This window comes from Streptomyces sp. RerS4 (assembly GCF_023515955.1).
In the GTDB taxonomy this organism is placed as follows: Bacteria; Actinomycetota; Actinomycetes; order Streptomycetales; family Streptomycetaceae; genus Streptomyces.
Map to the genome: position 1 here is coordinate 1419854 of NZ_CP097322.1, position 21086 is coordinate 1440939.

General features: G+C 72.7%; 18 protein-coding genes. 7 read left to right on the forward strand and 11 right to left on the reverse strand.

Features of this window, described 5'->3' with window-relative positions; all coding sequences use genetic code 11:
• Positions 1–273: 273 nt before the first annotated feature.
• The 6 genes from M4D82_RS06440 (at position 274) to M4D82_RS06465 (ending at position 6889) form a co-directional block, all read left to right on the forward strand.
• Positions 274–1284, forward strand: a complete 1011-nt coding sequence (locus M4D82_RS06440) for a GDSL-type esterase/lipase family protein (protein ID WP_249765113.1) — start codon at positions 274–276, stop codon at positions 1282–1284.
• Between the two features lie 117 nt (positions 1285–1401).
• Positions 1402–2349, forward strand: coding sequence for an SCO0930 family lipoprotein (locus M4D82_RS06445; protein ID WP_249765114.1), 948 nt, complete (start codon positions 1402–1404; stop codon positions 2347–2349).
• 96 nt (positions 2350–2445) lie between these two features.
• Positions 2446–3270: a LytR/AlgR family response regulator transcription factor gene (locus tag M4D82_RS06450; protein WP_249765115.1), complete on the forward strand. Its 825-nt coding sequence runs from the start codon at positions 2446–2448 to the stop codon at positions 3268–3270.
• A 206-nt stretch (positions 3271–3476) separates the two neighbouring features.
• A complete protein-coding gene (locus M4D82_RS06455) occupies positions 3477–3752 on the forward strand; it encodes a hypothetical protein (RefSeq protein WP_249765116.1) in 276 nt (91 codons plus the stop codon).
• A 132-nt stretch (positions 3753–3884) separates the two neighbouring features.
• Positions 3885–5618: a sodium/solute symporter gene (locus M4D82_RS06460; protein WP_249765117.1), complete on the forward strand. Its 1734-nt coding sequence runs from the start codon at positions 3885–3887 to the stop codon at positions 5616–5618.
• Complete coding sequence (locus M4D82_RS06465; protein ID WP_249765118.1) at positions 5615–6889, forward strand: histidine kinase; 1275 nt, start codon at positions 5615–5617, stop codon at positions 6887–6889. Before M4D82_RS06460 ends, M4D82_RS06465 begins: the two co-directional genes overlap by 4 nt.
• 512 nt (positions 6890–7401) lie before the next feature.
• Here the strand turns inward: M4D82_RS06465 and M4D82_RS06470 are convergent.
• A complete protein-coding gene (locus M4D82_RS06470; protein WP_249765119.1) occupies positions 7402–8844 on the reverse strand; it encodes a GuaB1 family IMP dehydrogenase-related protein in 1443 nt (480 codons plus the stop codon).
• 254 nt (positions 8845–9098) lie between these two features.
• On the opposite strand from M4D82_RS06470, the gene M4D82_RS06475 reads away from it, so the two are divergent.
• Positions 9099–9467, forward strand: coding sequence for a cupin domain-containing protein (locus M4D82_RS06475; protein WP_249765120.1), 369 nt, complete (start codon positions 9099–9101; stop codon positions 9465–9467).
• 191 nt (positions 9468–9658) lie between these two features.
• Here the strand turns inward: M4D82_RS06475 and M4D82_RS06480 are convergent, their stop codons facing one another.
• The 10 genes from M4D82_RS06480 to M4D82_RS06525 form a co-directional block, all read right to left on the reverse strand.
• Positions 9659–10951, reverse strand: a complete 1293-nt coding sequence (locus M4D82_RS06480) for an IS701 family transposase (protein WP_249765121.1) — start codon at positions 10949–10951, stop codon at positions 9659–9661.
• A gap of 73 nt (positions 10952–11024) precedes the next feature.
• Positions 11025–11669: a TMEM175 family protein gene (locus tag M4D82_RS06485; RefSeq protein ID WP_249765122.1), complete on the reverse strand. Its 645-nt coding sequence runs from the start codon at positions 11667–11669 to the stop codon at positions 11025–11027.
• A gap of 82 nt (positions 11670–11751) precedes the next feature.
• Positions 11752–12093 (reverse strand): nuclear transport factor 2 family protein, encoded by a 342-nt coding sequence (locus tag M4D82_RS06490; protein WP_249765123.1) that lies wholly within the window; start codon positions 12091–12093, stop codon positions 11752–11754.
• Positions 12094–12106: 13 nt separating this feature from the next.
• A complete protein-coding gene (locus tag M4D82_RS06495; protein ID WP_249765124.1) occupies positions 12107–13684 on the reverse strand; it encodes an ATP-binding protein in 1578 nt (525 codons plus the stop codon).
• Entirely contained in the window at positions 13681–14949 is a 1269-nt protein-coding gene (locus M4D82_RS06500; protein ID WP_249765125.1) for an MFS transporter, read from the reverse strand. The genes M4D82_RS06495 and M4D82_RS06500 overlap by 4 nt, the downstream gene beginning before the upstream one ends.
• A gap of 43 nt (positions 14950–14992) precedes the next feature.
• On the reverse strand, positions 14993–15832 hold the full coding sequence (locus tag M4D82_RS06505) for an FAD binding domain-containing protein (protein ID WP_249765126.1): 840 nt from the start codon (positions 15830–15832) through the stop codon (positions 14993–14995).
• Positions 15829–18273 carry a xanthine dehydrogenase family protein molybdopterin-binding subunit gene (locus M4D82_RS06510; RefSeq protein WP_249765127.1) on the reverse strand — a complete coding sequence of 815 codons (2445 nt, stop codon included), beginning with the start codon at positions 18271–18273 and terminating at the stop codon, positions 15829–15831. The genes M4D82_RS06505 and M4D82_RS06510 overlap by 4 nt, the downstream gene beginning before the upstream one ends.
• 5 nt (positions 18274–18278) lie before the next feature.
• The gene (locus M4D82_RS06515; protein ID WP_249765128.1) at positions 18279–18794 is read right to left on the reverse strand and encodes a (2Fe-2S)-binding protein; all 516 of its coding nucleotides are present in this window, start codon (positions 18792–18794) and stop codon (positions 18279–18281) included.
• 5 nt (positions 18795–18799) lie between these two features.
• Positions 18800–19420 (reverse strand): NADPH-dependent F420 reductase, encoded by a 621-nt coding sequence (locus M4D82_RS06520; protein WP_249765129.1) that lies wholly within the window; start codon positions 19418–19420, stop codon positions 18800–18802.
• A 38-nt stretch (positions 19421–19458) separates the two neighbouring features.
• The gene (locus M4D82_RS06525; RefSeq protein ID WP_249765130.1) at positions 19459–20943 is read right to left on the reverse strand and encodes an aldehyde dehydrogenase family protein; all 1485 of its coding nucleotides are present in this window, start codon (positions 20941–20943) and stop codon (positions 19459–19461) included.
• Between the last annotated feature and the right edge of the window lie 143 nt (positions 20944–21086).

A 21086-nucleotide genomic window follows, 5' to 3' on the forward strand; every position in this document is an offset into this window, starting at 1 on the left:
ACGTACAGCGAGTGAGCCTACGAGCTGAGGGATACCGCCCGTAATGCACCATCCTTGCACATTGCCGAACAATCATTGCGCGGATCTGCCCGGGATGGTCGTTTGTTGCGCACAGATGATCGATCAATGCGCAGGCCCCTTGGAGGCCTCCCGAACGGCACTTCCTTGACACCTCGTCAGATCTGTCGGAGCGTGCCGCGGTGGAAGGGGCCCGAGCGGGGTACGGGTGAACCGGTCCGACCCTTCGGACGTACCGACGATCGGAGGCCAAGAGTGAGAGGACCGAGCCCCCACGCGCGCTGGCTGGACCCCGAACCGTTCCTGCGCGGGGTCGCCTGGCTCGACCGGGGCCGCCCGGTGCGCGCCGACCCGGCGGACACCATGCGGTTGCCCTGGGACACCGGCGAGCGGGCCACCCTCCCCATAGGCGTCCGTCTGGAGTTCTCCACCGAGGCGCAGGCCGTCGAAGTCCACTACCGGGCCACCGTGCCGGGGCCCACCGACGCGCTGCGCGACCTCGCCCACGGCTTCGCGCTGTGGAACCGGCACGGCCTGATCTCCGAGGTGTTCACCGAGCCCGCCGCGGAGTCCGTCCTGCGCCTCGACCTGCCGGCGGGCCGCGGCCCCTTCGTGCTGCACCCACCCGAGACGCAGGCCCCGCTGATCCTGGGCCTGCGCGGGATCGGCGGGGACCTCGCGCCCGCCCCCGCCGCGCCCCGCTGGGTGGTGCACGGCGACTCCATCACCGAGGGCTGGTGGTCCACCCGGCCCGCCCACGGCTGGCCCGCCGTCGCCGGCCGGGCGCTCGGCTGGGACACCGTCAACCTCGGCTACGCGGGCGCCGCGCGCGGGGAACTGGCCACCGCCGAACAGCTGGCCGCCCTGCCCGCCGACGTCCTCACCCTCGCCTTCGGCACGAACTGCTGGACCCGCGTCCCCTTCTCGGCGGCCCTCCTCTACGAGACCACCCGCGCCTTCCTCGACCTCGTCCGCCAGGGCCACCCGAGCACCCCCCTGCTGCTGATCTCCCCCGTGCTGCGCCCCGACGCCGAACGCACCCCGAACCGGCTCGGCGCCACCCTGGGCGCCCTGCGCGACGCCATGGAACGGGCCACCCGGGACCGGATCGCCGCCGGCGACTCCCGCCTGGCCCTGCTGCCGGGCCGCGACGTGCTGGGACCCGAACACCTCGCGGACGGTCTGCACCCCAACGACGCCGGACACCGCACGCTGGGCCTCGCTGTGGTCACGGCCGCCAGGAGGGCCGGGTTCGACGGCGGCTGAGTGAAACACGTCATATCGACCGCGTTGAACAGGAACCTCTCCGCGCCGCGTGTCCTGCACACGTTACCGAGTCACCGGCGACACCGACTCGGCGCAGACCACACGGGAGAGATCATCATGAGCATCAAGCGCGGAACGTCCCTGGTCGCCATCGCGGCCGTCGTCGTCCTCACGGCGACGGCCTGCGGCGGCGGCGACAAGCCGGCGGACGCGGTCAAGCCCGCCGGGGCGGCCGCTTCCCAGGCCGCCCCCGGCGCCGACCCCTACGCACAGGAGTCCGGCGCTCCGGCGGGCGCCGGCGCCGGAACCAAGCCCGCCGGTCAGCTGGTGATCTCCGCCACCGACCAGGTGGGCTCGGTCCTCACCGACAGCGCCGGCTTCACCCTGTACCGCTTCGACAAGGACACCGCCAAGCCGCCGACCTCCAACTGCGACGGCGACTGCGCGAAGGCCTGGCCCGTCGTCCCGGCCGGCGACGTGAGCGCCGCCGCCGGCATGGACCCCGCCCTGCTGGGCGAGGTGGTCCGCAAGGACGGCAGCAAGCAGCTGACGGTGGCCGGCTGGCCCGCGTACCGCTTCGCGAAGGACGCCAAGGCGGGCGACTTGAACGGGCAGGGCGTCGGCGGCACCTGGTTCGCCTTCGCCCCCGACGGCAAGAAGGCCGCCAAGCAGGCCGCCGCCCCGGCCGAGGCGGGGCAGCCGTCCGGCACGCTGAGCGTGGCGAAGGACCCGAAGCTGGGCGACCACATCGTCGACGCCAACGGCATGACCGTCTACCGCTTCAAGCCGGACACCGCCTGGCCGATGGTCTCCAAGTGCGTCGGCGACTGCCTGACCAAGTGGCCGGTCGTCCCGCCGACCGGTCGGGCCGCCGACAAGGGCATCATCGAGAAGAACTACCTGGTCCTGGACCGCCCCGACGGCAAGGAGCAGCAGACGGTGAACTGCTGGCCGATCTACACGTTCGCCGCCGACAAGAAGCCCGGGGACACCAACGGGCAGGGTGTGGGCGGCACCTGGTACGCCGTCGCCCCCGACGGCGGGCTCATCACCACCGCGAAGTAACCACCCTGCCCAAAGCGGCGCGGCCCCCGCCCCCGTCCCCCGGGCGGGGGCCGCGCACCCGTTGGCCCCCGCAGGCGCCTTCCCTAGACTCTGCGCATGTTGCGCGTACTGGCCGTCGACGACGAGAAGCCCCTGCTGGAGGAACTCCTCTACCTGCTGCGCTCCGACCCGCGGGTGCGCAGCGCGGAGGGCGCCGGCGACGCCACCGAGGCGCTGCGCCGGATCACGCGGGCGCTGGAGGGCGGGCCGGACGGGCCCGACGGTGTCGACGTGGTGTTCCTGGACATCCAGATGGCCGGCCTGACCGGCCTGGACATCGCACGGCTGCTGTCCGGGTTCGCCCGGCCGCCGCTGATCGTGTTCGTCACCGCCCACGAGGGTTTCGCCGTCCAGGCGTTCGACCTCAAGGCGGTGGACTACGTCCTCAAGCCCGTGCGGCCGGAGCGGTTGGCCGAGGCCGTGCGGCGGGTCTGCGACCTGCTCGGCCGCACCGCGCGGACGCCGGAGCCGGTGGATCCCGCCGAGGTCCCGCCGACCGTGGCGGCGCCGCGCAGGCCGGCCCCGGAGATCACCGTCGCCGACCGCGCGCCGGACCAGATCGCCGTCGAACTGGGCGGCGTCACACGGTTCGTGGCCATCGCCGACATCGCGTACGTGGAGGCCCAGGGCGACTACGCCCGGCTGCACACCGCCGAGGGCAGCCATCTGGTGCGGATCCCGCTGTCGACGCTGGAGGAACGCTGGGCGGCGCGCGGGTTCGTCCGGATCCACCGCCGTCACCTGGTGGCGCTCACCCGCATCGACGAGTTGCGGATGGACGCCGGCACCACCACCGTCCGCGTCGGCGCGGCCGAGCTCCAGGTCAGCCGGCGCCACGCGCGCGAACTGCGCGACCTGTTGATGCGTCAGGCCACGGGCTGACCCCACGCTCCGCCCCGCGACCGTTCGGCCGGGCCGGATCGCCGTACGACCGCGCCCGGCGACCGTCCGCCGTACCGGGGAGCCGTTCGTCGCACCACGGCGGGCGTACGGCGATCCGCCGGGCCCTTCGGCCGCAGGGGCGGGCCGATTCGTCCGCCGGGCCCCGGGACGCGCGTATCGTGGATCTTCCGTCCGGGAGGAGCGCGATGTCCGAGATCCAGGCGCTGCTGGACGCGCTGACCGGACTGCCCCGGACCCGGCCCGCCGGACCCGCCGAGGCCGAGCAGTTGCTCGCCCGGCTGCGCAGTGCGGCCGCCCGTTGGGCCGATGTCCTCTACGAGGCCCAGCAGGGGACGTGCCCGCAGTTGCCGCCCCGCTCGGAGGCGGCCCTGCGGTTGGCGTTCCGGCGCGCGGAGGAGTCGTACGTGGAGCTGGAGATCGCCCTGCGCGACTGCGCGCAGGACCGCGACGCGGCCGTGTGAGGCCCGAGGCGGACACCCCAAGGGGTTGAAGAGGGCGGCGTGAGGGCCGTCCGGGGGCCGGATCGAGCCTGTTGTCGGGCCGTCGCGCTGCGTAGACTCCGGTACCCCCTCCCCCTCCCGAAGGATCCGCCGGTGAACCAGACGTACGCGCTGACCGCGGTCACCGTCGTCGTCCTGGTCACGGTGTTCGTCGGCGCGCTGGGTCTGCGGATATCCCGGACCACCTCCGACTTCTACGTCGCCTCGCGCACCGTCGGGCCGCGTCTGAACGCGGCGGCCATCAGCGGGGAGTACCTCTCCGCCGCCTCCTTCCTCGGGGTCGCCGGCCTGGTGCTGCTCCAGGGGCCGGAGATGCTCTGGTACCCCGTCGGCTACACGGCCGGGTACCTCGTGCTGTTGGTGCTGGTCGCGGCGCCGCTGCGGCGCTCGGGCGCGTACACGCTGCCCGACTTCGCCGAGGCCCGGCTCCAGTCGCGGGCGGTCCGGCGGATCGCGGTGTTGTTCGTCCTCGGGGTGGGCTGGCTGTACCTGTTGCCGCAGTTGCAGGGGGCCGGGCTGACGCTGGAGGTGCTGACCGGCGCCCCGCGGTGGGTCGGCGGGGTGGTGGTCGCCTGTGTGGTGGCCGCGGCCGTGGCGGCGGGCGGGATGCGCAGCATCACCTTCGTGCAGGCCTTCCAGTACTGGCTGAAGCTGACCGCCCTGCTGGTGCCCGCCTTCTTCCTGATCGCCGCGTGGGCGGGGGACGGCGCGCCGCGCGCCTCCTTCGACGCCCCGGCCGTCTTCCGCGAGCACACCGCCGTCACGCTCGGCGAGGACGTGCGGCTGTCGTTGGACGCCCCGCTGACGGTGCGGGTGACGGGCCAGGTCGACGGCCGTGTCCTGCGGGACACCCCGCTGACGATGACCACCGGGCAGCACACCGTGAAGGCCCGCACCCGACTGGAGTTCGCCCCCGGCAGCGTCGTGCCCGACTCCCGCGCCGGACAGCCGCGGGACGTGCCCGGCTGGTCGCAGCCGCTGGCCGGGGAGCGGCGCGAGCACCGGCTGTACGCCACGTACGGGCTGATACTGGCCACCTTCCTCGGCACGATGGGCCTGCCCCACGTCGCGGTGCGCTTCTACACCAGTCCCGACGGGCGGGCCGCGCGCCGCAGCACCCTGGTCGTCCTCGGACTGCTCGGCGTCTTCTACCTGTTGCCCCAGGTGTACGGGGCCCTCGGGCGGATCTACGCGCCCGAGCTGGCGCTCACCGGGGACGCCGACGCGGCGGTGCTGGTGCTGCCGGAACGGATGGTGGGCGGGCTGCTCGGCGATCTGCTGGGCGCGCTGCTGGCGGGGGGCGCGTTCGCCGCGTTCCTCTCGACGGCCTCGGGGCTGACGATGGCGGTGGCCGGGGTGCTGCACCAGGACGTGCTGCCCCGGCGGGGGCTCGCCAGCTTCCGGCTGGCGGTGGTGGCGGCGCTGGCGGTGCCGCTGGCGGGTGGGGTCCTGGCCACGCACGTGCCGGTCGCGGACGCGGTGGGGCTGGCGTTCGCCGTGTCGGCGTCGTCCTTCTGCCCGCTGCTGGTGCTCGGCATCTGGTGGTCCCGGCTGACCCCGCCGGGCGCGGTGGCGGGGCTGCTCGCGGGCGGTGGGGCGGCGCTCGGCGCGGTGGTGGTGACCCGCTGGGGGATGGCTCCGGAGGGCTGGGCGCACGCGCTGCTGGCGTGGCCGGCGGTGTGGTCGGTGCCGCTCGGGTTCCTGACGATGACGCTGGTGTCGCTGGCGACCCCGTCGCGGATACCGGCCGGGACGGCGGTGGCGCTGGCCCGGCTGCACCTGCCCGAGGACGTGGCCGGGGAGCGGGTCGCGGGGCGGGCCCGGTGAGCGGGGCGCAGCTCGCGCCGCTGGCCGTGGTGGTCGCGGCGCTGCTCGTGGCGGTGGGGTGGGTGGCGGGTCGCCGCTTCGCGGGGCGGGGCCGGCGCGGGGCGGTGGCGGTGCTGGGCACGCCGGTCGAGCGGGCGACGTTCCACACGCTGCACACCGCTTCGTTGGCCGCTCCCCCGCTGCGGGCGGGGCTCACGGAGGACGCCGCGCGCAAGGCGGCCCGCCGGCTGCGCTCGCTCCTGGGGACGGAGGCGCTGTGTCTGACCGACCGGGACACGGTGCTGGCCTGGGACGGGCCGGGCGCCGACCACCACCAGCGGCGGGTGATGGCCCGGGTGGCGTTGATGCTGGAGTCGGGGCGCAGCCAGAGCGTGCGGACGCAGTGCGAGCGGCCCGACTGCCCGCTCAGATGGGCGGTGTTCGCGCCGCTGACCGGTGAGGACGGGGTGCTGGGCGCGCTGGTGGCGTACGGGTCCCGGGAGTCGGCGGTGCTGGTGCGGGCCGCGACCGAGGTCGCGCGGTGGGTCTCCGTACAGCTGGAGCTGTCGGAGTTGGATCGCGCGCGGACGCGGCTGATGGAGGCGGAGATCAAGGCGCTGCGGGCGCAGATCTCCCCGCACTTCATCTTCAACTCCCTCGCGGCGATCGCCTCCTTCGTGCGGACGGACCCGGAGCGGGCGCGGGACCTGCTGCTGGAGTTCGCGGACTTCACCCGCTACTCCTTCCGGCGGCACGGGGAGTTCACGACGCTGGCCGAGGAGCTGCGGTCGATCCAGCAGTACCTGGCGCTGGCCGGGGCCCGGTTCGGGGACCGGCTGAAGGTGACCCTTCAGGTGGCGCCGGAGGTGCTGCCGGTGGCGCTGCCGTTCCTGTGCCTGCAACCCCTGGTGGAGAACGCGGTCAAGCACGGGCTGGAGGACTCCACCGGTGAGTGCCGGATCACCATCGCGGCCCGGGACGCGGGAGCGGAGGCGGTGTTGACCATCGAGGACAACGGCGTCGGGATGGATCCGGCGCTGCTGCGGCGGATCCTGGCCGGGGAGGTGAGCGGTTCCTCCTCCGGCATCGGGCTGCCGAACGTGGACGAGCGGATGCGGCAGGTCTACGGGGACGACTACGGGCTCGTCATCGAGACGGGCATCGGCGCCGGCATGAAGATCACCGTGACCATTCCGAAATACCGTGCGGGCGTGCACAGTTCGGGACCGGAAACCAGCCGGTCCCGGGTGGACCGGGCCGGGCCGTGGCATCCCGGCGACGGCGCGGCTTGACCGGAGGGGCGGCCGACGTGCGGGTCGGGCGGGAAGTACTGCGGGATCGGTTGAGAGCCCGGGTGCGCGCGGGCGTGACCCGGGCGCGGGCCCTGGGCGCGGGAGCTACGCCGCGCGGCGCGACCCTGCTCGTGGAGGGTGAGCCCGGCGCGGGCCGGACCCGCCTGGTACGGGAGGCCCTCGCCGAGGCCGCGGCGCTGGGCGTCGTCGCCCGGTACGGGGCCGCCGAGGCCCTCGGGACGGAAGGGCCGCTGCGGGCGGCGCTCGACTGCGTCCGCCCCGACAGCGGGTCGGGTCGGCGGGCCGCCGTGCCGGCACTGCTGCGGGAGACCGAGGCTGCCGGCCAGGGGGGCGGGGCCCCTGGTGGCGGCCGTGGACCGGCTGGTGGCGGACGTGGCGGGCGTATCCGCCACCGCCCTGCGCCGACCGGTCGAACGGCGCCCGGACCCGGATACGCCCGTGGCCCCGACCCCGCCGCAGGGGCGGGGACCGGGGCCACGGACGGGGAAGGACTAGCTCCAGCTGGCGTGGAGCGGCTTGCCCTCGGCGTAGCCGGCGGCGGACTGGATGCCGACGACCGCGCGCTCCTCGAACTCGGCGAGGGAGCCGGCGCCCGCGTAGGTGCAGGAGGACCGCACGCCCGCGATGATCGAGTCGATCAGGTCCTCGACGCCCGGACGGGCCGGGTCGAGGAACATGCGCGAGGTGGAGATGCCCTCCTCGAACAGGCCCTTGCGGGCACGGTCGTACGCGGACTCCTCCGACGTGCGGTTCTGCACGGCGCGCGCCGACGCCATGCCGAAGGACTCCTTGTACAGGCGGCCCTCGGCGGACTGCTGGAGGTCGCCCGGGGACTCGTACGTACCGGCGAACCAGGAGCCGATCATGACGTTGGAGGCGCCGGCGGCCAGCGCCATCGCCACGTCACGCGGGTGACGGACACCGCCGTCGGCCCAGACGTGCTTGCCGTACTTCTTGGCCTCGGCCGCGCACTCCAGCACCGCGGAGAACTGCGGGCGGCCCACGCCGGTCATCATGCGGGTGGTGCACATGGCGCCGGGGCCCACACCGACCTTGATGATGTCGGCGCCGGCGTCGATGAGGTCCTTGACACCCTCGGCGGCGACGATGTTGCCGGCCACGATCGGGACCTGCGGGTCCAGCGCGCGGACGGCCTTGATCGCGTTGATCATCGACTCCTGGTGGCCGTGGGCCGTGTCGATGACGAGGGTGTCGACGCCCGCGTCGAGCAGCTGCTTGGCCTTCTGCACGAAGTCGCCGTTGATGCCGACGGCGGCGGCGATGCGCAGCTTGCCGTTGGCGTCGGTGGCGGGGGTGTAGAGGGTCGCGCGCAGGGCGCCCTTGCGGGTGAGGATGCCGACGAGCCTGCCGTCCTTGTCGACGGCGGGGGCCAGCTTGCGGTGGCCGGCGTCGAGCCGGTTGAAGGCCTCGCGGGGGTCGATGTCGGCGTCGATGAGCAGCAGCTCCCTCGACATGACCTCGGAGAGCTGGGTGAAGCGGTCGACGCCGGTCAGGTCGTGGTCGGTGACGACGCCGATCGGGCGGTTGTCCGCGTCGACGACCACGCCGGCGCCGTGGGCGCGCTTGGGCAGCAGCGACAGCGCGTCGGCGACGGTCTGGGTGGGCGCCAGCGTGATCGGCGTGTCGAGGACGAGGTGGCGGGTCTTGACCCAGGAGATGACGTCGGTGACGACCTCGATCGGGATGTCCTGGGGGATGACGACGATGCCGCCGCGGCGGGCGACGGTCTCGGCCATCCGGCGGCCGGCGATGGCCGTCATGTTCGCCACGACGAGCGGAATGGTGGTGCCGGTTCCGTCGGGCGAGGACAGGTCGACGCCCTGGCGGGAACCGACCGCGGAGCGGCTCGGCACCATGAACACATCGTCGTACGTCAGGTCGTACGGCGGCTTCAGGTCATTGAGGAAACGCACGTGCTGAACATCCCAGTCGATCGAAGGATCCTGCTATGGCCTCGACAGGTAGGGCAGCCGAGGAAACGCACGTACTTCATTCTCCCACGACCGGGGGTTCACACCGTCCGGGCTGATCGTCCAGGACATTCCGGGCCCGCTGGTCTTTTCCTACCAGACCTCGGTCCCGGCCCGGGACCGGCCCCGCCCGGCGCGGGCGGGGGGATCGGACCAGACTGGAGGGAGGGGGCCGAGAGGGTGACTTTGGAGGAGCCATGTCGACAGCGCTCGGACGGGAAGAGACCCCCGTCGCCCTGGCGGGCGGCGGAGTGGAACTGCGCATGCGGGAGATCGGCGGGGAGATGACCGCGGCCTTCGTGCACCTCCCGGAGGGTACGGACCTCACGGAGGCGGTCAAGGGTCAGCCCGACGACATGTGCCAGTGCCCGCACTGGGGCTACCTCGTCTCCGGCCGTCTGATGATGCGGACGAAGGGCGGCGAAGAGGTGTACGAGGCGGGCCAGGCCTTCTACTGGTCGCCGGGGCACGTGCCCTTGGCCCTGACCGATGTGGACTACGTGGACTTCTCCCCCACCGACGCGTTCCGCGAGATCATCGACCACGTGAAGTCGAACATGGGGTAGGAGACGCCGCCCGGCGCGGCGGGCACGGCGGTACGGGCGTCCGGGCGCCGGGCGTCACAGACGGTGACCCGGTGCCCGAGGAAGGCACCGGGTCACGTCCTCGCAGCGGGGTGACCAGCACGTCCGGGTCCGCCGCGGGTCGGCCCCGCCGCGAAGGCGTCGTCGTCGGCCGGCGAGGCGCCGGTCGAGCATCAGCGGATGTACTCGCGGCGCGCGGACTGCCCGGGGATGAGCGGTCGCGGGGGCAGGACGGCGGCCGCCGGGGTGGGTGTGACGGGTGTCCGGTAGCGGGTCGGTGTGGGCAGGGTCATCGGGTCGGCGGTGGAGCCGCCGCCGCTGAGCAGCCGGGCGGCGTGGGCCACGCTCGCGAGGGTGGCGTGGTGGTGCCAGCCGCGGAAGGAGCGGCCCTCGAAGTCGCGGATGCCGACGGGTTCGCAGGTCTCGGTGAAGTCCAGTGCGACCCGGTCGGTGAGTTTGGCGAGCAGGAAGAGCTGGGCGAGGGGTCGGTCGCCGATGTTGGTGACCCAGAACTCGGAGGGCATCAGGGCCGCTTCGGTCCAGGCGCCGACGAGGAGCAGGGGGGTGGGCGGCGCGGGCACGGGCCGGTCCTCGGCGGGGGTGGTGAGGATGCCGGCGGAGGTGAGCAGGGTGACCGCTCCCTCGGCGCGTCCGTGGCGGGTCCATTCGACGACCCGTCGCTGGGAGCGCAGGGAGTCGATCAGTTCGCGGGCGGGGGCGGTGTGCGGGCCCGGTTTGTGGCGGCCGGCGCCTCCGAAGGAGACGGGCAGGGTGCCGTCGACCTTGAGGACGAAGGGGATGTCCTGGAGGGTGAAGGCCTCGACGGTCTGCGGGAGATCGGCGTTGGCGACCTCCATCACGACGGGGCGGCGCTGGAGTTGCCAGGTCGCCGCCATGCGCTGTACCGCGTGCACGGCGTCCTGGGCGGGGGTCAGGGAGCGTGCGGTGTCGGGTATGCCGGCCCGTCGGCGGCGCAGCAGTTCGCTGGTCCAGGGCCCGGGGAGGGTGAGGGTCCATTCGACGGGGAAGCTCGCCTCGCTGGAGGCGAGCCAGATGCCGCCCGCCTGTTGGCAGTTGGCGGTGCGGCCGAGCTGGGGGACGAACTGCCGGCCGACGCCGACGGAGCGGTCCCCGGCCTTCTCGATGACCATGGGCTGGACCACCCACGCGAGGGGGCGTTGCGCGGTGCGTTCCAGGTGTCGGGCGAGGGAGCGACGTACGGGGGTCCAGTCCCAGGGCGACTTGCTGATGAACTGCTGGAGGCTCTGCTCGACGGAACTCGCGCCGGTTCCGGCGATGTTACGGATTGTTTTCTTCCCGCTGGTCCGTACCAGGCCGTTCAGATAAACGCGGGCCCAGTTTCGCTGGTCCCGCCGGGGTAAGGATTCGAAGAAAAGCGAGATCAGTACGTCGATCAAATCGGAGATTTCCTTCGTGGAATCCTCCGGCAGGACTACGCGAGTCATCTGGGCCTCCCCCGCGACCAGACTAGATCCTTGACCCTACTTGACCGCGCAGAACGGCCGTAGACCCGGGCGGCTACTTCCTGAGGTCGCTGGCAGATTCGAGCCGCTCTTCCTCTACCACGAGTGGGATCGGGATCTGGTTCGCCGCATAGTAGAGCGCGATCAGAAAGTGTGCGACGAGAGTGAGTGGTGCGGAGAAGAAGGACAGGACGACCGTCAAGGGGTAGGCGACCGCCCCGAGTCCGAATCGCATGCGCGTGGCCCGTGCGCCGTCCTTGTCCACCGTTTCGTGGAACAGGTGGCCGACCTGGGTGACGTACCACCAGAACGCCAGGAAGGCGAGAGCGTACACGACGGTCCACGCGCTGTAGAGGATGGCGGCCACATTGGCCGAATCCTCATCGGTGAGGTGCTCGGCGAGGATGTTGGTCGTGTAGGGAATCACCGATACCACCATCAGCACCAGGAGATTCAGGAACAACAGGGGGCGGTCGACCCGCTTGAGGTGACTGAAGATCGTGTGGTGATTCACCCACATCACGCCGATGATGAGGAAACTGACGAGATAGGCGGCGTAGTGCGGCCATTGTTCCCACAGTCCGTGCCACAGTTCGGTTCCGCCTTCCTTCGGAACCTCCAATTCCAGTACGAGAATGGTGATCACGATGGCGAATACGCCGTCGCTGAACGCTTCGACCCGGTTGGTTTCCTGTTCCATGACCTCCCCTTCACCGATTCATTGCGCGTGCGGGGAGGGCGTTTCCGCGCCCTCCCCGCACAAGCTACCCATGAAAGGACGGTCAGCCGCCGAAACCGGCGGTCTGGCGCCAGATCCGGCCATCGCGGACGACGAGTGTCCCGAACGCGTGCTCCGGGATTCCGTTCAGGTTCATGATCGCCCGGTAGAAGATGGTGTCCTCCGTCTCGATGTACTCCTGGAGTTCGACCAGCGTGGGCTTCACCGTGAGATATCCGGTGAACGTCTCCCGAACGGCGTCGATGCCGACCGAGGCGCCCTCGAAGCGCAGCAGGACGGCGTCGTCCGTGTAGTTCTTCATCACCGCCTCGATGTCCAGGGCGGCGAGCGCCTCCATCTGGCGGACGAAGACCGGGTGCAGCGTGGAGATGTCGTACTTGGCCATGTTCGACTGCCTTTCAATCGGTGACGGTGGTGCCGGTGACGGTGGTACGGATGGGAGTGGTGCGGATGGGGCCGGCCTCGACGTCGTCCTCGGGGACGTCGCAGCCGGGTGCCGCCTGCGCGAGGGGCAGTCGTACGACCATCCGGGTCTCGCCCGGACGGGAGCGGGCCGTGATCGACCCCCGGTGGCGCTGGGTCACGATCCGGTAGGTGAGGTGCAGCCCCAGACCCGTGCCCTTCCCGACGTCCTTGGTGGTGTAGAAGGGTTCGAAGACGCGCGGCAGGACGTCCTCGGGGATGCCGCGGCCGGTGTCGACGACCTCCACGACCATGCACACCCCCTCGGTCCGCGCCCGCAGGGTGAGGACGCCCGCGCCTTCCATGGCCTCGGCGGCGTTGTCGACGAGGTTGGTCCACACCTGGCTCAACTCGCCCGGATAGCCGGTCAGTTCGGGCAGGTTCGGTTCCCAGTCGCGGACGATGGTGATGCCGCCGAGCTTGGAGCGCAGCACGACCAGGGTGTTCTCCAGGCCGTCGGTGACCGCGAAGCGCTGTTCGGGGGCCCGGTCGAGGTTCGCGTAGTCGCGCGTGGCGGCGACGAGTTGGGAGATCCGCGGTCCGGCCGCGCGCAGCTCGGCGGCCAGCGAACGGGCCTCCAGCAGCGCCGCGAGGTGGTCGAGGGCGGCCGGCAGGGCGGCCCCGCCGAGCCCCGCCAGCCGGCGCGGCAACCAGGCCGGATCCAGTCCCAGGTCGGCGGCGCCCGAGCCGAGGAGCCCGGCCCGCTCGGCCCCGGCGTCCTCGGCCCAGTCGGCGATCTCCTCCTCGGCGTCCGACTGGGCCAGCGGGTCGGTGGTCGCGGGTGGCGGCAGCCGGTCCAGCTCCTGGACCACCGCGTCGAGCACGGCGCGTTCCGCGTCCGTGGCGACCGCGCCCCACGCGTACGCGGAAGCGGTCAGCCGGTCCAGGGCCGGTACGAGCTCCTGCGCGGCGCGGGCCACGGCGGCGGCCGGGTTGTTCAGCTCGTGCGCGAGGCCCGCGGCGAGCGTGCCCAGGGCCTCGACGGTGGCCCGTTTGCGGGCCTGCACCTCGGAGGACTTGATGCGCCAGGCCAGTACGGGCAGCAGGACGGCCGCCACACCGTGGCAGCGGGTCAGCATCTCGAAGAAGACGGGCCGGGGGTAGGCGACGACGGTGGTGGCGGGGCCGCTCGCGGCGGCGGTGGCCACGTAGGAGCCCTCGGTGAGCAGCGGCAGCTCGCCCGTGAAGCGGTGGGCGGCGGAGGGTTTGCCGTCGTGGTCCTCGGCGGCGGCGCTCTCCTCCTCGGTGGAGTGCCGGGTGAGGACCTCCTCGCGGCCGTCGACGACCTTGGTGACGACGAGCCCGCCCGACAGCAGGACGTGGAAGGCCGTGGCCTCCTCGCCGTCGCGGAAGAGCACCTCCCCGTCGGCGAGGACGCGCGGCTCGGAGACCGAGACGAGCCAGTCCAGTTGCTCTTCGGTGATCGCCTCGAAGATCTCCAACTCCTGGAGGGCGGTGCGCAGTTCCTTGACGGTGGATCGTGCGGGCGCGCCGGTCTGTTCCCCGGTGGTCATGGTGTGCTCCCCTCGGCCCTGGTGCGGGAGGCCAGCCGCAGGGTCGCGAACACGGCCGGCGCGCACACCGCGGCGACGGCGACCATGAAGCCGACCGAGGTGCGTTGCAGGCCGTGGATGGTGGTCAGCGTGCCGGCCAGGACGGCCGGGACGCTCATCGCGAGGTACGCGAAGACGTAGACGGCGGCGGTCAGTTCGCCCCGGTGCTCGGGCGCGGCGAGGGTGCTGAGCGCGCGGAAGGCGCCCAGGAAGGCGGCGCCCCAGCCACTGCCGAGCACGGCGGTGGCGGCCAGGAAGAGCGGCGCCGAGCCGAGCCCGAGGGCGAGGAGCACCAGCGCGAGCCCGGACAGCAGGCCGAGCAGTCCGAGCACGGCGGTGCGCAGCGGTGGGGTGCGGCCCAGCAGGAGTTGGGCCGCGGTGGCGGCGCCCGCGAGCAGGGCCACGGTGGCCCCGCCGACCAGGTAGTTGGTGCTGCCGAGCAGGGACAGCGCCAGGTGCGGGCCGAGCGAGAGGTAGAAGCCGCCGACGGCCCAGACGGCCACGATGGTCAGCGCGAGCACCGCGAACCGCCCGCGCACGGCGGCCGGCACCCGGATCCGGTGCGGTACGACCCGCAGCCGGCCGCCCGCGCCGGGGGCGCTCTCGGCCATGCGCGCGACCCCGACCAGGGCCAGGGCGAAGGCCCCCGCGAGGAGGACGTAGCTGAGGACCGTCGGGGCGGGCGCGTACTGGACGAGCAGGCCCGCCCCGAGCCCGCCGAGGCCGATCCCCACGGTCGGGCCGGCGCTGTTGACCTGGGCGCCGAGCGCGGGTCTGGCGGGCGGGGTGAGTTCGAGCAGGGCCGCGCCCATGGCCCCGGTGGCCAGGCCCACCGCGAGCCCCTGCACGGCGCGGGCGGCGAGCAGCAGGCCGAGCCCGTCGGCCCCGGCGAACAGTCCCATCGAGACGATCGCGAGGACCAGCGAGGCCCCGAGGACGGGGCGGCGCCCCACGGTGTCGGAGAGGGAGCCGAACAGCAGCAGTCCCCCGAGCACGGTGACGGCGTAGAGGGCGAAGACCACCGTGACGGCGCCCGAGGACAGGCCCCATCTCTGCTGGTAGAGGACGTAGAGGGCGGAGGGGACGGAGGAGGAGAGCATCAGCAGGACGAGGACCGCGCCCACCACCCGGAACCCGGTCGATCCGCTCCGGCCGGTCGCGGCGGGCGCGCCGCGACCGGGTCGTACGTCGTCCCCCGTGGTCGGGGTCTTGCTCTGTTCGGGCACTGCGTCTCCTCCACTGCTTCCGGCCGCCCGCGCGGGCGGCCGATCAGGCGGTCCCGGCCCCCGCCCGGTCCAGCGCGCGGGCGGTGAGGACGCCCGCGAGATGGCCCAGGTATTCGGCCGAGGTGCCGCGCCCGGGGACGAACAGGTCCCGGGGTTCGGCGCGGAAGGCCGCGAGCACCTCCCGGGTGGTCCACGGGCCGCCGCGCAGCCGTTCCTCGACCCCGCGCAGGCGCAGGGCGCGGGCGGTGGCTCCGGTGACGGCGATGCGCGGTCCGTCGGGGGTGATCCGTACGGCAGCGGCGCACAGCGGGTAGCGGGTGGCCCGGTCGGCGGTCTTCTCGAAGGCGCCGGCCGGGCCGGCGGCGGGCACCAGCAGGGCGGTGATCATCGTCTTCACCGGCGGCCCGGAGGCGGCGAACTCCTCGGCCGCCACCGAGGACCGTCCGGCGGGGCCGGCCAGTTCCACGAGCGCGCCGGCGGCGATGGCGGCGACGGGCAGGTCGGTGGGCCGGCCGGTGACGGCCAGGTTCCCGCCGACGGTGCCGAGGTTGCGCACCTGCGGGTCGCCGTTGGCGCGGGCCGCCGCGGCCAGTTCGGGCGCGTCCCGCCCCACCAGCGGGTCGGCGGCGAGTTCGGCGAGGGTGGTCAGGGCGCCGACGCGCAGGGTGGCGCCCTCGCGGGTGATGCCGCGCAGTTCCGCGAGGCCCCGTACGTCGACCAGCAGCGGGTCGGCGGCGCCGTCGGGGCGGGGGCCGGCCGCGCGCAGTTCCGGCAGCAGGCTCTGGCCGCCGGCCAGGAGGCGGGCTCCGGGCCGGTCGGCGAGCAGGCTCAGGGCCCGGTCGAGCCCGGCGGGGCGGGCGTAGTCGATCTCGGTGAGGATCACCGGTCTCCTCCTCGCAGCAGGCGCCAGACCTTCTCGGGGGTGAGCGGCATGTCGATGTGGCGCACGCCCAGGTCGCTCAGGGCGTCGACGACCGCGTTGACGACTGCGGCGGCCGGCGGGACGGTGGCGATCTCGCCCGCCCCCTTGGCGCCGAGCGGGTTGTGCGGGGACGGCGTGACCGTCTTGTCGAGGGTGAAGAAGGGCACGTCGGCGGCGCGGGGCAGGGCGTAGTGGCCCAGGTCGCGGCTGACGAGGATGCCGTTCTCGTCGTACTCGGCGGCTTCCATGAGGGCCTGGCCGAGGCCGTGGACGATGCTGCCCTCGATCTGTCCGTGGACGATCCTGGGGTTGCCGATGTTCCCCGCGTCGTCCACGGCGGTGTACGCCACCACCTCGGTCTCGCCGGTCAGTTCGTCGACCTCGACGACCGCGACGTGGCTGCCGAAGGGGTAGTTGAACTCCGGCGGGTCGAAGTGGGTGGTCTCGTCCAGGGCGGGTTCGATCTCGGGCGGCAGTCCCCAGCCGTACCAGAGGGCCATGGCCAGTTCGGAGAAGGTCTTGCCGTTCTCCTCGTCGCCCCGCTCGTGGACCCTGCCGCCGGCGTAGACGACCTGCTCCTCGGGCAGTCCGAGGAGCACGGCGCCGGCCTTCACCAGCTTGTCCTTGATCTTGCGGGCGGTGAGCGCCACGGCGGGCCCGGCCATGCTGTACGAGCGGGAGCCGTAGGTGCCCTGCCCGTACGGGGCCTTCCGCGTGTCCCCTTCGAGGACCTGCACCTGCTCCGGGTCGATGCCGAGCTCGTCGGCGGCGACCTGGGCGAAGACGGTGCCGTGGCTCTGGCCGGTGGAGGCGGAGCCGACGGTGACGGTGACCTCGCCGGTGGGGTGGACGCGGATGTTCGCGCTCTCCCAGGTGCCGCCGAGCATGCCCTCCTTGGACATCCGCGTGGAGGGACCGACCCCGCAGACGGCGACGTACGTGGCGAGGCCGACGCCGAGCCGCTTGCCGCGCGTCCGGGCCTCGGCCTTGCGGGCCGGCATGTCGGCGTAGCCGGACAGTTCGAGGGCCCGGTCGAGGTTCGGCAGGTAGTCGCCGGAGTCGTAGGTCCAGCCGAGTCCGTTGTCGTACGGGAACCTGTCCTTCGGCACCAGGTTCCTGCGGCGGACCTCCGCCGGGTCCATGCCGATCTCCCGCGCGTAGCGGTCGACGAGGCGTTCCATCAGGAAGGCGGCCTCGGCCCGGCCGCTGCCGCGCTGGGCACCGAGCGGGACGGTGTTGGTGAAGACCGCGTACACCTCGCAGAAGGCGGCCGGGATCTCGTACATGCCGGAGATGGAACGGCCCATGAGGGCGGTGGCGACGCCGGGGCCGATGGTGGAGGGGTACGCGCCCAGGTTGGCGTGGCTGGTGCAGCGGACGGCGGTGATGCGGCCGTCGCGGGTGCCGGCGAGGGTGACGTGCTGGCGGTGGTCGCGGCCCTGGACGGTGGAGTTCATCAGCCCGGTGCGGGTGTCCACCCATTTCACGGGCCGGCCGAGGGCCTTGGAGAGCAGCAGCACGAGCGCCATGTCGGGGTACAGGTAGCCCTTGGTGCCGAAGCTGCCGCCGACGGTGGGGGCGATCACCCGGAGCTTGTTGAAGGGGATGCCGAGGACCAGGGCGGAGAGCAGGAAGCGGTGGTTGTGGGGGCCCTGGGTGGAGGCGTAGAGGGTGTACTCGCCGGTGGTGGCGTCGTAGTCGCCGACCGCGCCGCGCGGCTCCATGGGGCTGTTGATGGTGCGCTGGTTGACGAGGTCGAGCTCCACCGTGACCTCGGCGGCGGCGATGGCCGCGTCGGTGCGCTCCTTGTCGCCGCAGGTCCAGTACGCGTTCAGGTTGCCGGGGACGGCCTCGTGCAGCCGGGGCGCGCCGGGGGCGAGGGCCTCGTCGGCGCGGGTGACCACGGGCAGCGGCTCGTACTCGACGGCGATGGCGGCCAGCGCCGCGGTGGCCTGGCGCGCGGTCTCGGCCACGACCACGGCGATGGCGTCGCCGACGTGGCGGACGGTGTCGCCGGTGAGCACCGGGCGCGCGCCGGGAAGTCCGTAGGGGTGGGGCGGGAAGTGGCTCTCGACGCCACCGGGGATCCAGATGCAGGGCAGCGGCATCACGTCCGGGAAGTCGGCGGCCGTGGCCACCTTCAGGACGCCCGGCAGCTGCTCGGCGGCCTTGGTCTCGATGGACAGGATCCTGGCGTGGGCCACCGGGCTGCCGAGGATGGCCATGTGCGCGGTGCGCGGCAGGTCGATGTCCCCGACGTACATGGCCTCGCCGCGCAGCAGCCGCGGATCCTCGCGGATGTCGAGCGGCAGGCCGAGGACGGTGTGCTCCCGCGGGGTCCGCGCCTGCGATGTCTGAGTGGCCTCCTGCGTCACGGCGCTCTCCCCCGTCACTGCGGTCATCCGCCTCACCCCTCCTGTCCGGCCGGGGCTGTGACCTGGGCAGCGGCCTGGGCGCTCGCGGCGCAGGCGCGCTGCACGCCGCGGACGACGCTGTGGTAGCCGGTGCAGCGGCACAGGTTGCCGGTGAGCCACTCGCGGATCTCGGGCTCGGTGGGGGCGTCCTTGCCCTCGGCGTCGTCGACGAGTTCGCCGAGGGCCATGACCATGCCGGGCGTGCAGAAGCCGCACTGGGTGCCGTGCTCCTGGCGCAGGGCCTCCTGGAGGCCGGTCAGTTCCCCACCCCGGGTGGTGACGCCTTCGATGGTGGTCACCTCGGAGCCGGCGGCCGCCGCGGTGAGGACGAGACAGCTCTTGACGGACTTCCCGTCGAGGCGGACGACGCAGGTCCCGCACTGGCCGGTGTCACAGCCGACCTTCGTGCCGGTGAGGCCGAGTCCGTCGCGCAGCCGTTCCACGAGGAGTTCGTTCGGCGGGGCCGAGAACGTCTCGGGTCTTCCGTTGACGTGCAGTGTCAGATCCATGCGAGTCAGATCCATGCGAGCGCCTGCGCTTCCGTGAGCGGCCGGTTGAAAAGGGGACCGCCGGGCTGCTGGAGAATTCCTCCGGAGTGCAGCGGGCCGGTGTCGACGGGGGCGAATCCGAGATCCTCGATGACCCCGGCGACGATTTCCTTCGCCTTCGCGTCGTCGCCCGCCGTGAAATGTGCGAGCCGCTCCGGCCCTTTCCGGGCGGGGTCCGTTCCGGCGACGGCGAGGGTTTCGAAATGCATGGTGTTCAGGGATTTCACGATGCGGGCGCCGGGATACCACTCGGCGACCCGTTCGCTGGACGCGAGGTCGCCGAAGTCGGCGGGGACGCCCGCGGCGCCGAAGGCGTTGGTGGCGTCCACCACCACCTTGTCCTGCACCACGTGCGGGGGCAGCAGTCCCCGCACGCCCGCGAAGGGCACCATCAGCACCACGAGGTCGGCCCGGGCGGCGGCCTCGACGGGGTGCGCCGCCGAGGCCGTCCGTCCCAGTTCGGCCAGCAGGGGTTCCAGCGAGCGCGGTCCGCGCGCGTTGGCGAGTACCACCGGATGGCCTGCCGCCACCAGGATCCTCGCGAGGGTCGAACCGATCCGCCCGGTGCCGATGACGCCTGTGCGCATGGGGGCTCCTCGTCCGCCGGTCCGGCCGCGGCCGGACGTCAGTCCATTCCGATCCAGACCGACTTGGTCTGGGTGTAGCTCTCCAGGGATTCCGGCCCGCACTCGCGGCCGTAGCCGGAGGCCTTGTAGCCGCCGTAGGGCACGGAGGGGTCGTACTGGTTGTAGCAATTGACCCAGACCGTCCCCGCCTTGATCTGCGAGGCGACCCGGTGGGCCCGTCGCAGGTCCTTGGTGTGGACGCCGGCGGCCAGGCCGTACGCGCTGTCGTTGGCGATGCGTACGGCGTCCTCCTCGGTGTCGAAGGGGATGATCGACAGGACGGGTCCGAAGATCTCCTCCTGCGCGATGCGCATCGCGTTGTCGACGCCGGTGAAGACGGTCGGCAGGAAGTACAGGCCCTGGCTGGAGGCGCCTTCGGGGGTCCAGGCGGTGCCTCCGGTGCGCAGGAGCGCGCCTTCCTTCTCGCCGACCTCGATGTAGGAGCTGACCTTGTCGAACTGGCCCCGGTGCGCGAGCGGCCCGAAGAGCGTCTCGGGGTCGCGCGGGTCGCCGGGCTTGAGGGCGGCGGCCCGGCGGACCAGGCGTTCGACCATGTCGTCGTGGATGGGGCGGTGCAGCAGCAGGCGGGAGCCGGCGGTGCAGATCTCGCCCTTGTTGTAGTAGATGCCGAAGAAGGCGAGTTCCTCGGCGGCGTCGAGGTCGGCGTCGGCGAAGACGATGTTGGCGGACTTGCCGCCCAGTTCCATCGTCACCTTCTTCAGGGTGCCGGCCGACTTGCGGATGATGGACTGGCCGACCGCCGTGGAACCGGTGAAGGCGATCTTGTCGATGTCGGGGTGGCCGGTGAGGGTCTCCCCCAGTTCCACGCCCGGACCGGTGACGACGTTCAACACGCCGTCCGGGATCTCCGCCTCCTGGAAGAGTTCGGCGATCTTCAGGGCGGTGAGCGGGGTGGCCGGGGAGGGCTTGTGGACGACCGTGTTCCCCGCCGCGAGGGCCGGGGCGATCTTGGTCATGGAGAGCAGCAGCGGGAAGTTGAAGGGGGTGATGGCGCAGACCACGCCCAGCGGTTCGCGCAGGGTGTAGGCGAGTTGTCCGCCGGCCGGGGCCCGGGAGGAGCCGTCGACGCGGGTGACGGCGCCGGCGTAGTAGTGCATGAGCTGGGCCGCCATGGGGGCGTCGACGGTGCTGGAGAAGGCGAACGGTTTGCCCATGTCCACGGTCTCCAGCAGCGCGATCTCCTCCAGGTCGCGCTCGATGAGTTCGCCGACGCGGTTCAGCCGCAGCGCGCGCTCCTGGGCGGAGAGCCTGCTCCACGGACCTTCCTCGTACGCCGTGCGGGCCGCGGCCACGGCCGCGTCCGCGTCGGCCGCCGTGGCCTGGGCCACGGGCACGATCTCCTGTCCGTCGACCGGGCTGATGTCCGGGGTGGTGCGGCCGTCCTGGGCGGGGACCCATTTGCCGCCGATGAACAGCTTCCCGGGGTTGGCCAGGGGCCGGTCTTTCAGCACGCGCTTGGTCATGGCTGCACCTTCCGGTGTCGAGTGCGGGGGCTGGGGGGTGTCTTTCGGATCACGCCGGGCTCGCGGTGGTCGGCACCGCGCCTCGCCGCGTTGTCGTCGGTCGCCGACGCTCCGCGTCGACTCCCTCCTCCGCCTTGCGATGC

Coding starts and splice junctions, on each gene's coding strand:
- M4D82_RS06445 (WP_249765114.1), top strand. CDS start 1,402: ATGAGCATCAAGCGCGGAACGTCCCTGGTCGCCATCGCGGCCGTCGTC.
- M4D82_RS06450 (WP_249765115.1), top strand. CDS start 2,446: ATGTTGCGCGTACTGGCCGTCGACGACGAGAAGCCCCTGCTGGAGGAA.
- M4D82_RS06455 (WP_249765116.1), top strand. CDS start 3,477: ATGTCCGAGATCCAGGCGCTGCTGGACGCGCTGACCGGACTGCCCCGG.
- M4D82_RS06475 (WP_249765120.1), top strand. CDS start 9,099: ATGTCGACAGCGCTCGGACGGGAAGAGACCCCCGTCGCCCTGGCGGGC.
- M4D82_RS06480 (WP_249765121.1), bottom strand. CDS start 10,951: ATGACTCGCGTAGTCCTGCCGGAGGATTCCACGAAGGAAATCTCCGAT.
- M4D82_RS06485 (WP_249765122.1), bottom strand. CDS start 11,669: ATGGAACAGGAAACCAACCGGGTCGAAGCGTTCAGCGACGGCGTATTC.
- M4D82_RS06490 (WP_249765123.1), bottom strand. CDS start 12,093: ATGGCCAAGTACGACATCTCCACGCTGCACCCGGTCTTCGTCCGCCAG.
- M4D82_RS06495 (WP_249765124.1), bottom strand. CDS start 13,684: ATGACCACCGGGGAACAGACCGGCGCGCCCGCACGATCCACCGTCAAG.
- M4D82_RS06510 (WP_249765127.1), bottom strand. CDS start 18,273: ATGACCGCAGTGACGGGGGAGAGCGCCGTGACGCAGGAGGCCACTCAG.
- M4D82_RS06515 (WP_249765128.1), bottom strand. CDS start 18,794: ATGGATCTGACACTGCACGTCAACGGAAGACCCGAGACGTTCTCGGCC.
- M4D82_RS06520 (WP_249765129.1), bottom strand. CDS start 19,420: ATGCGCACAGGCGTCATCGGCACCGGGCGGATCGGTTCGACCCTCGCG.
- M4D82_RS06525 (WP_249765130.1), bottom strand. CDS start 20,943: ATGACCAAGCGCGTGCTGAAAGACCGGCCCCTGGCCAACCCCGGGAAG.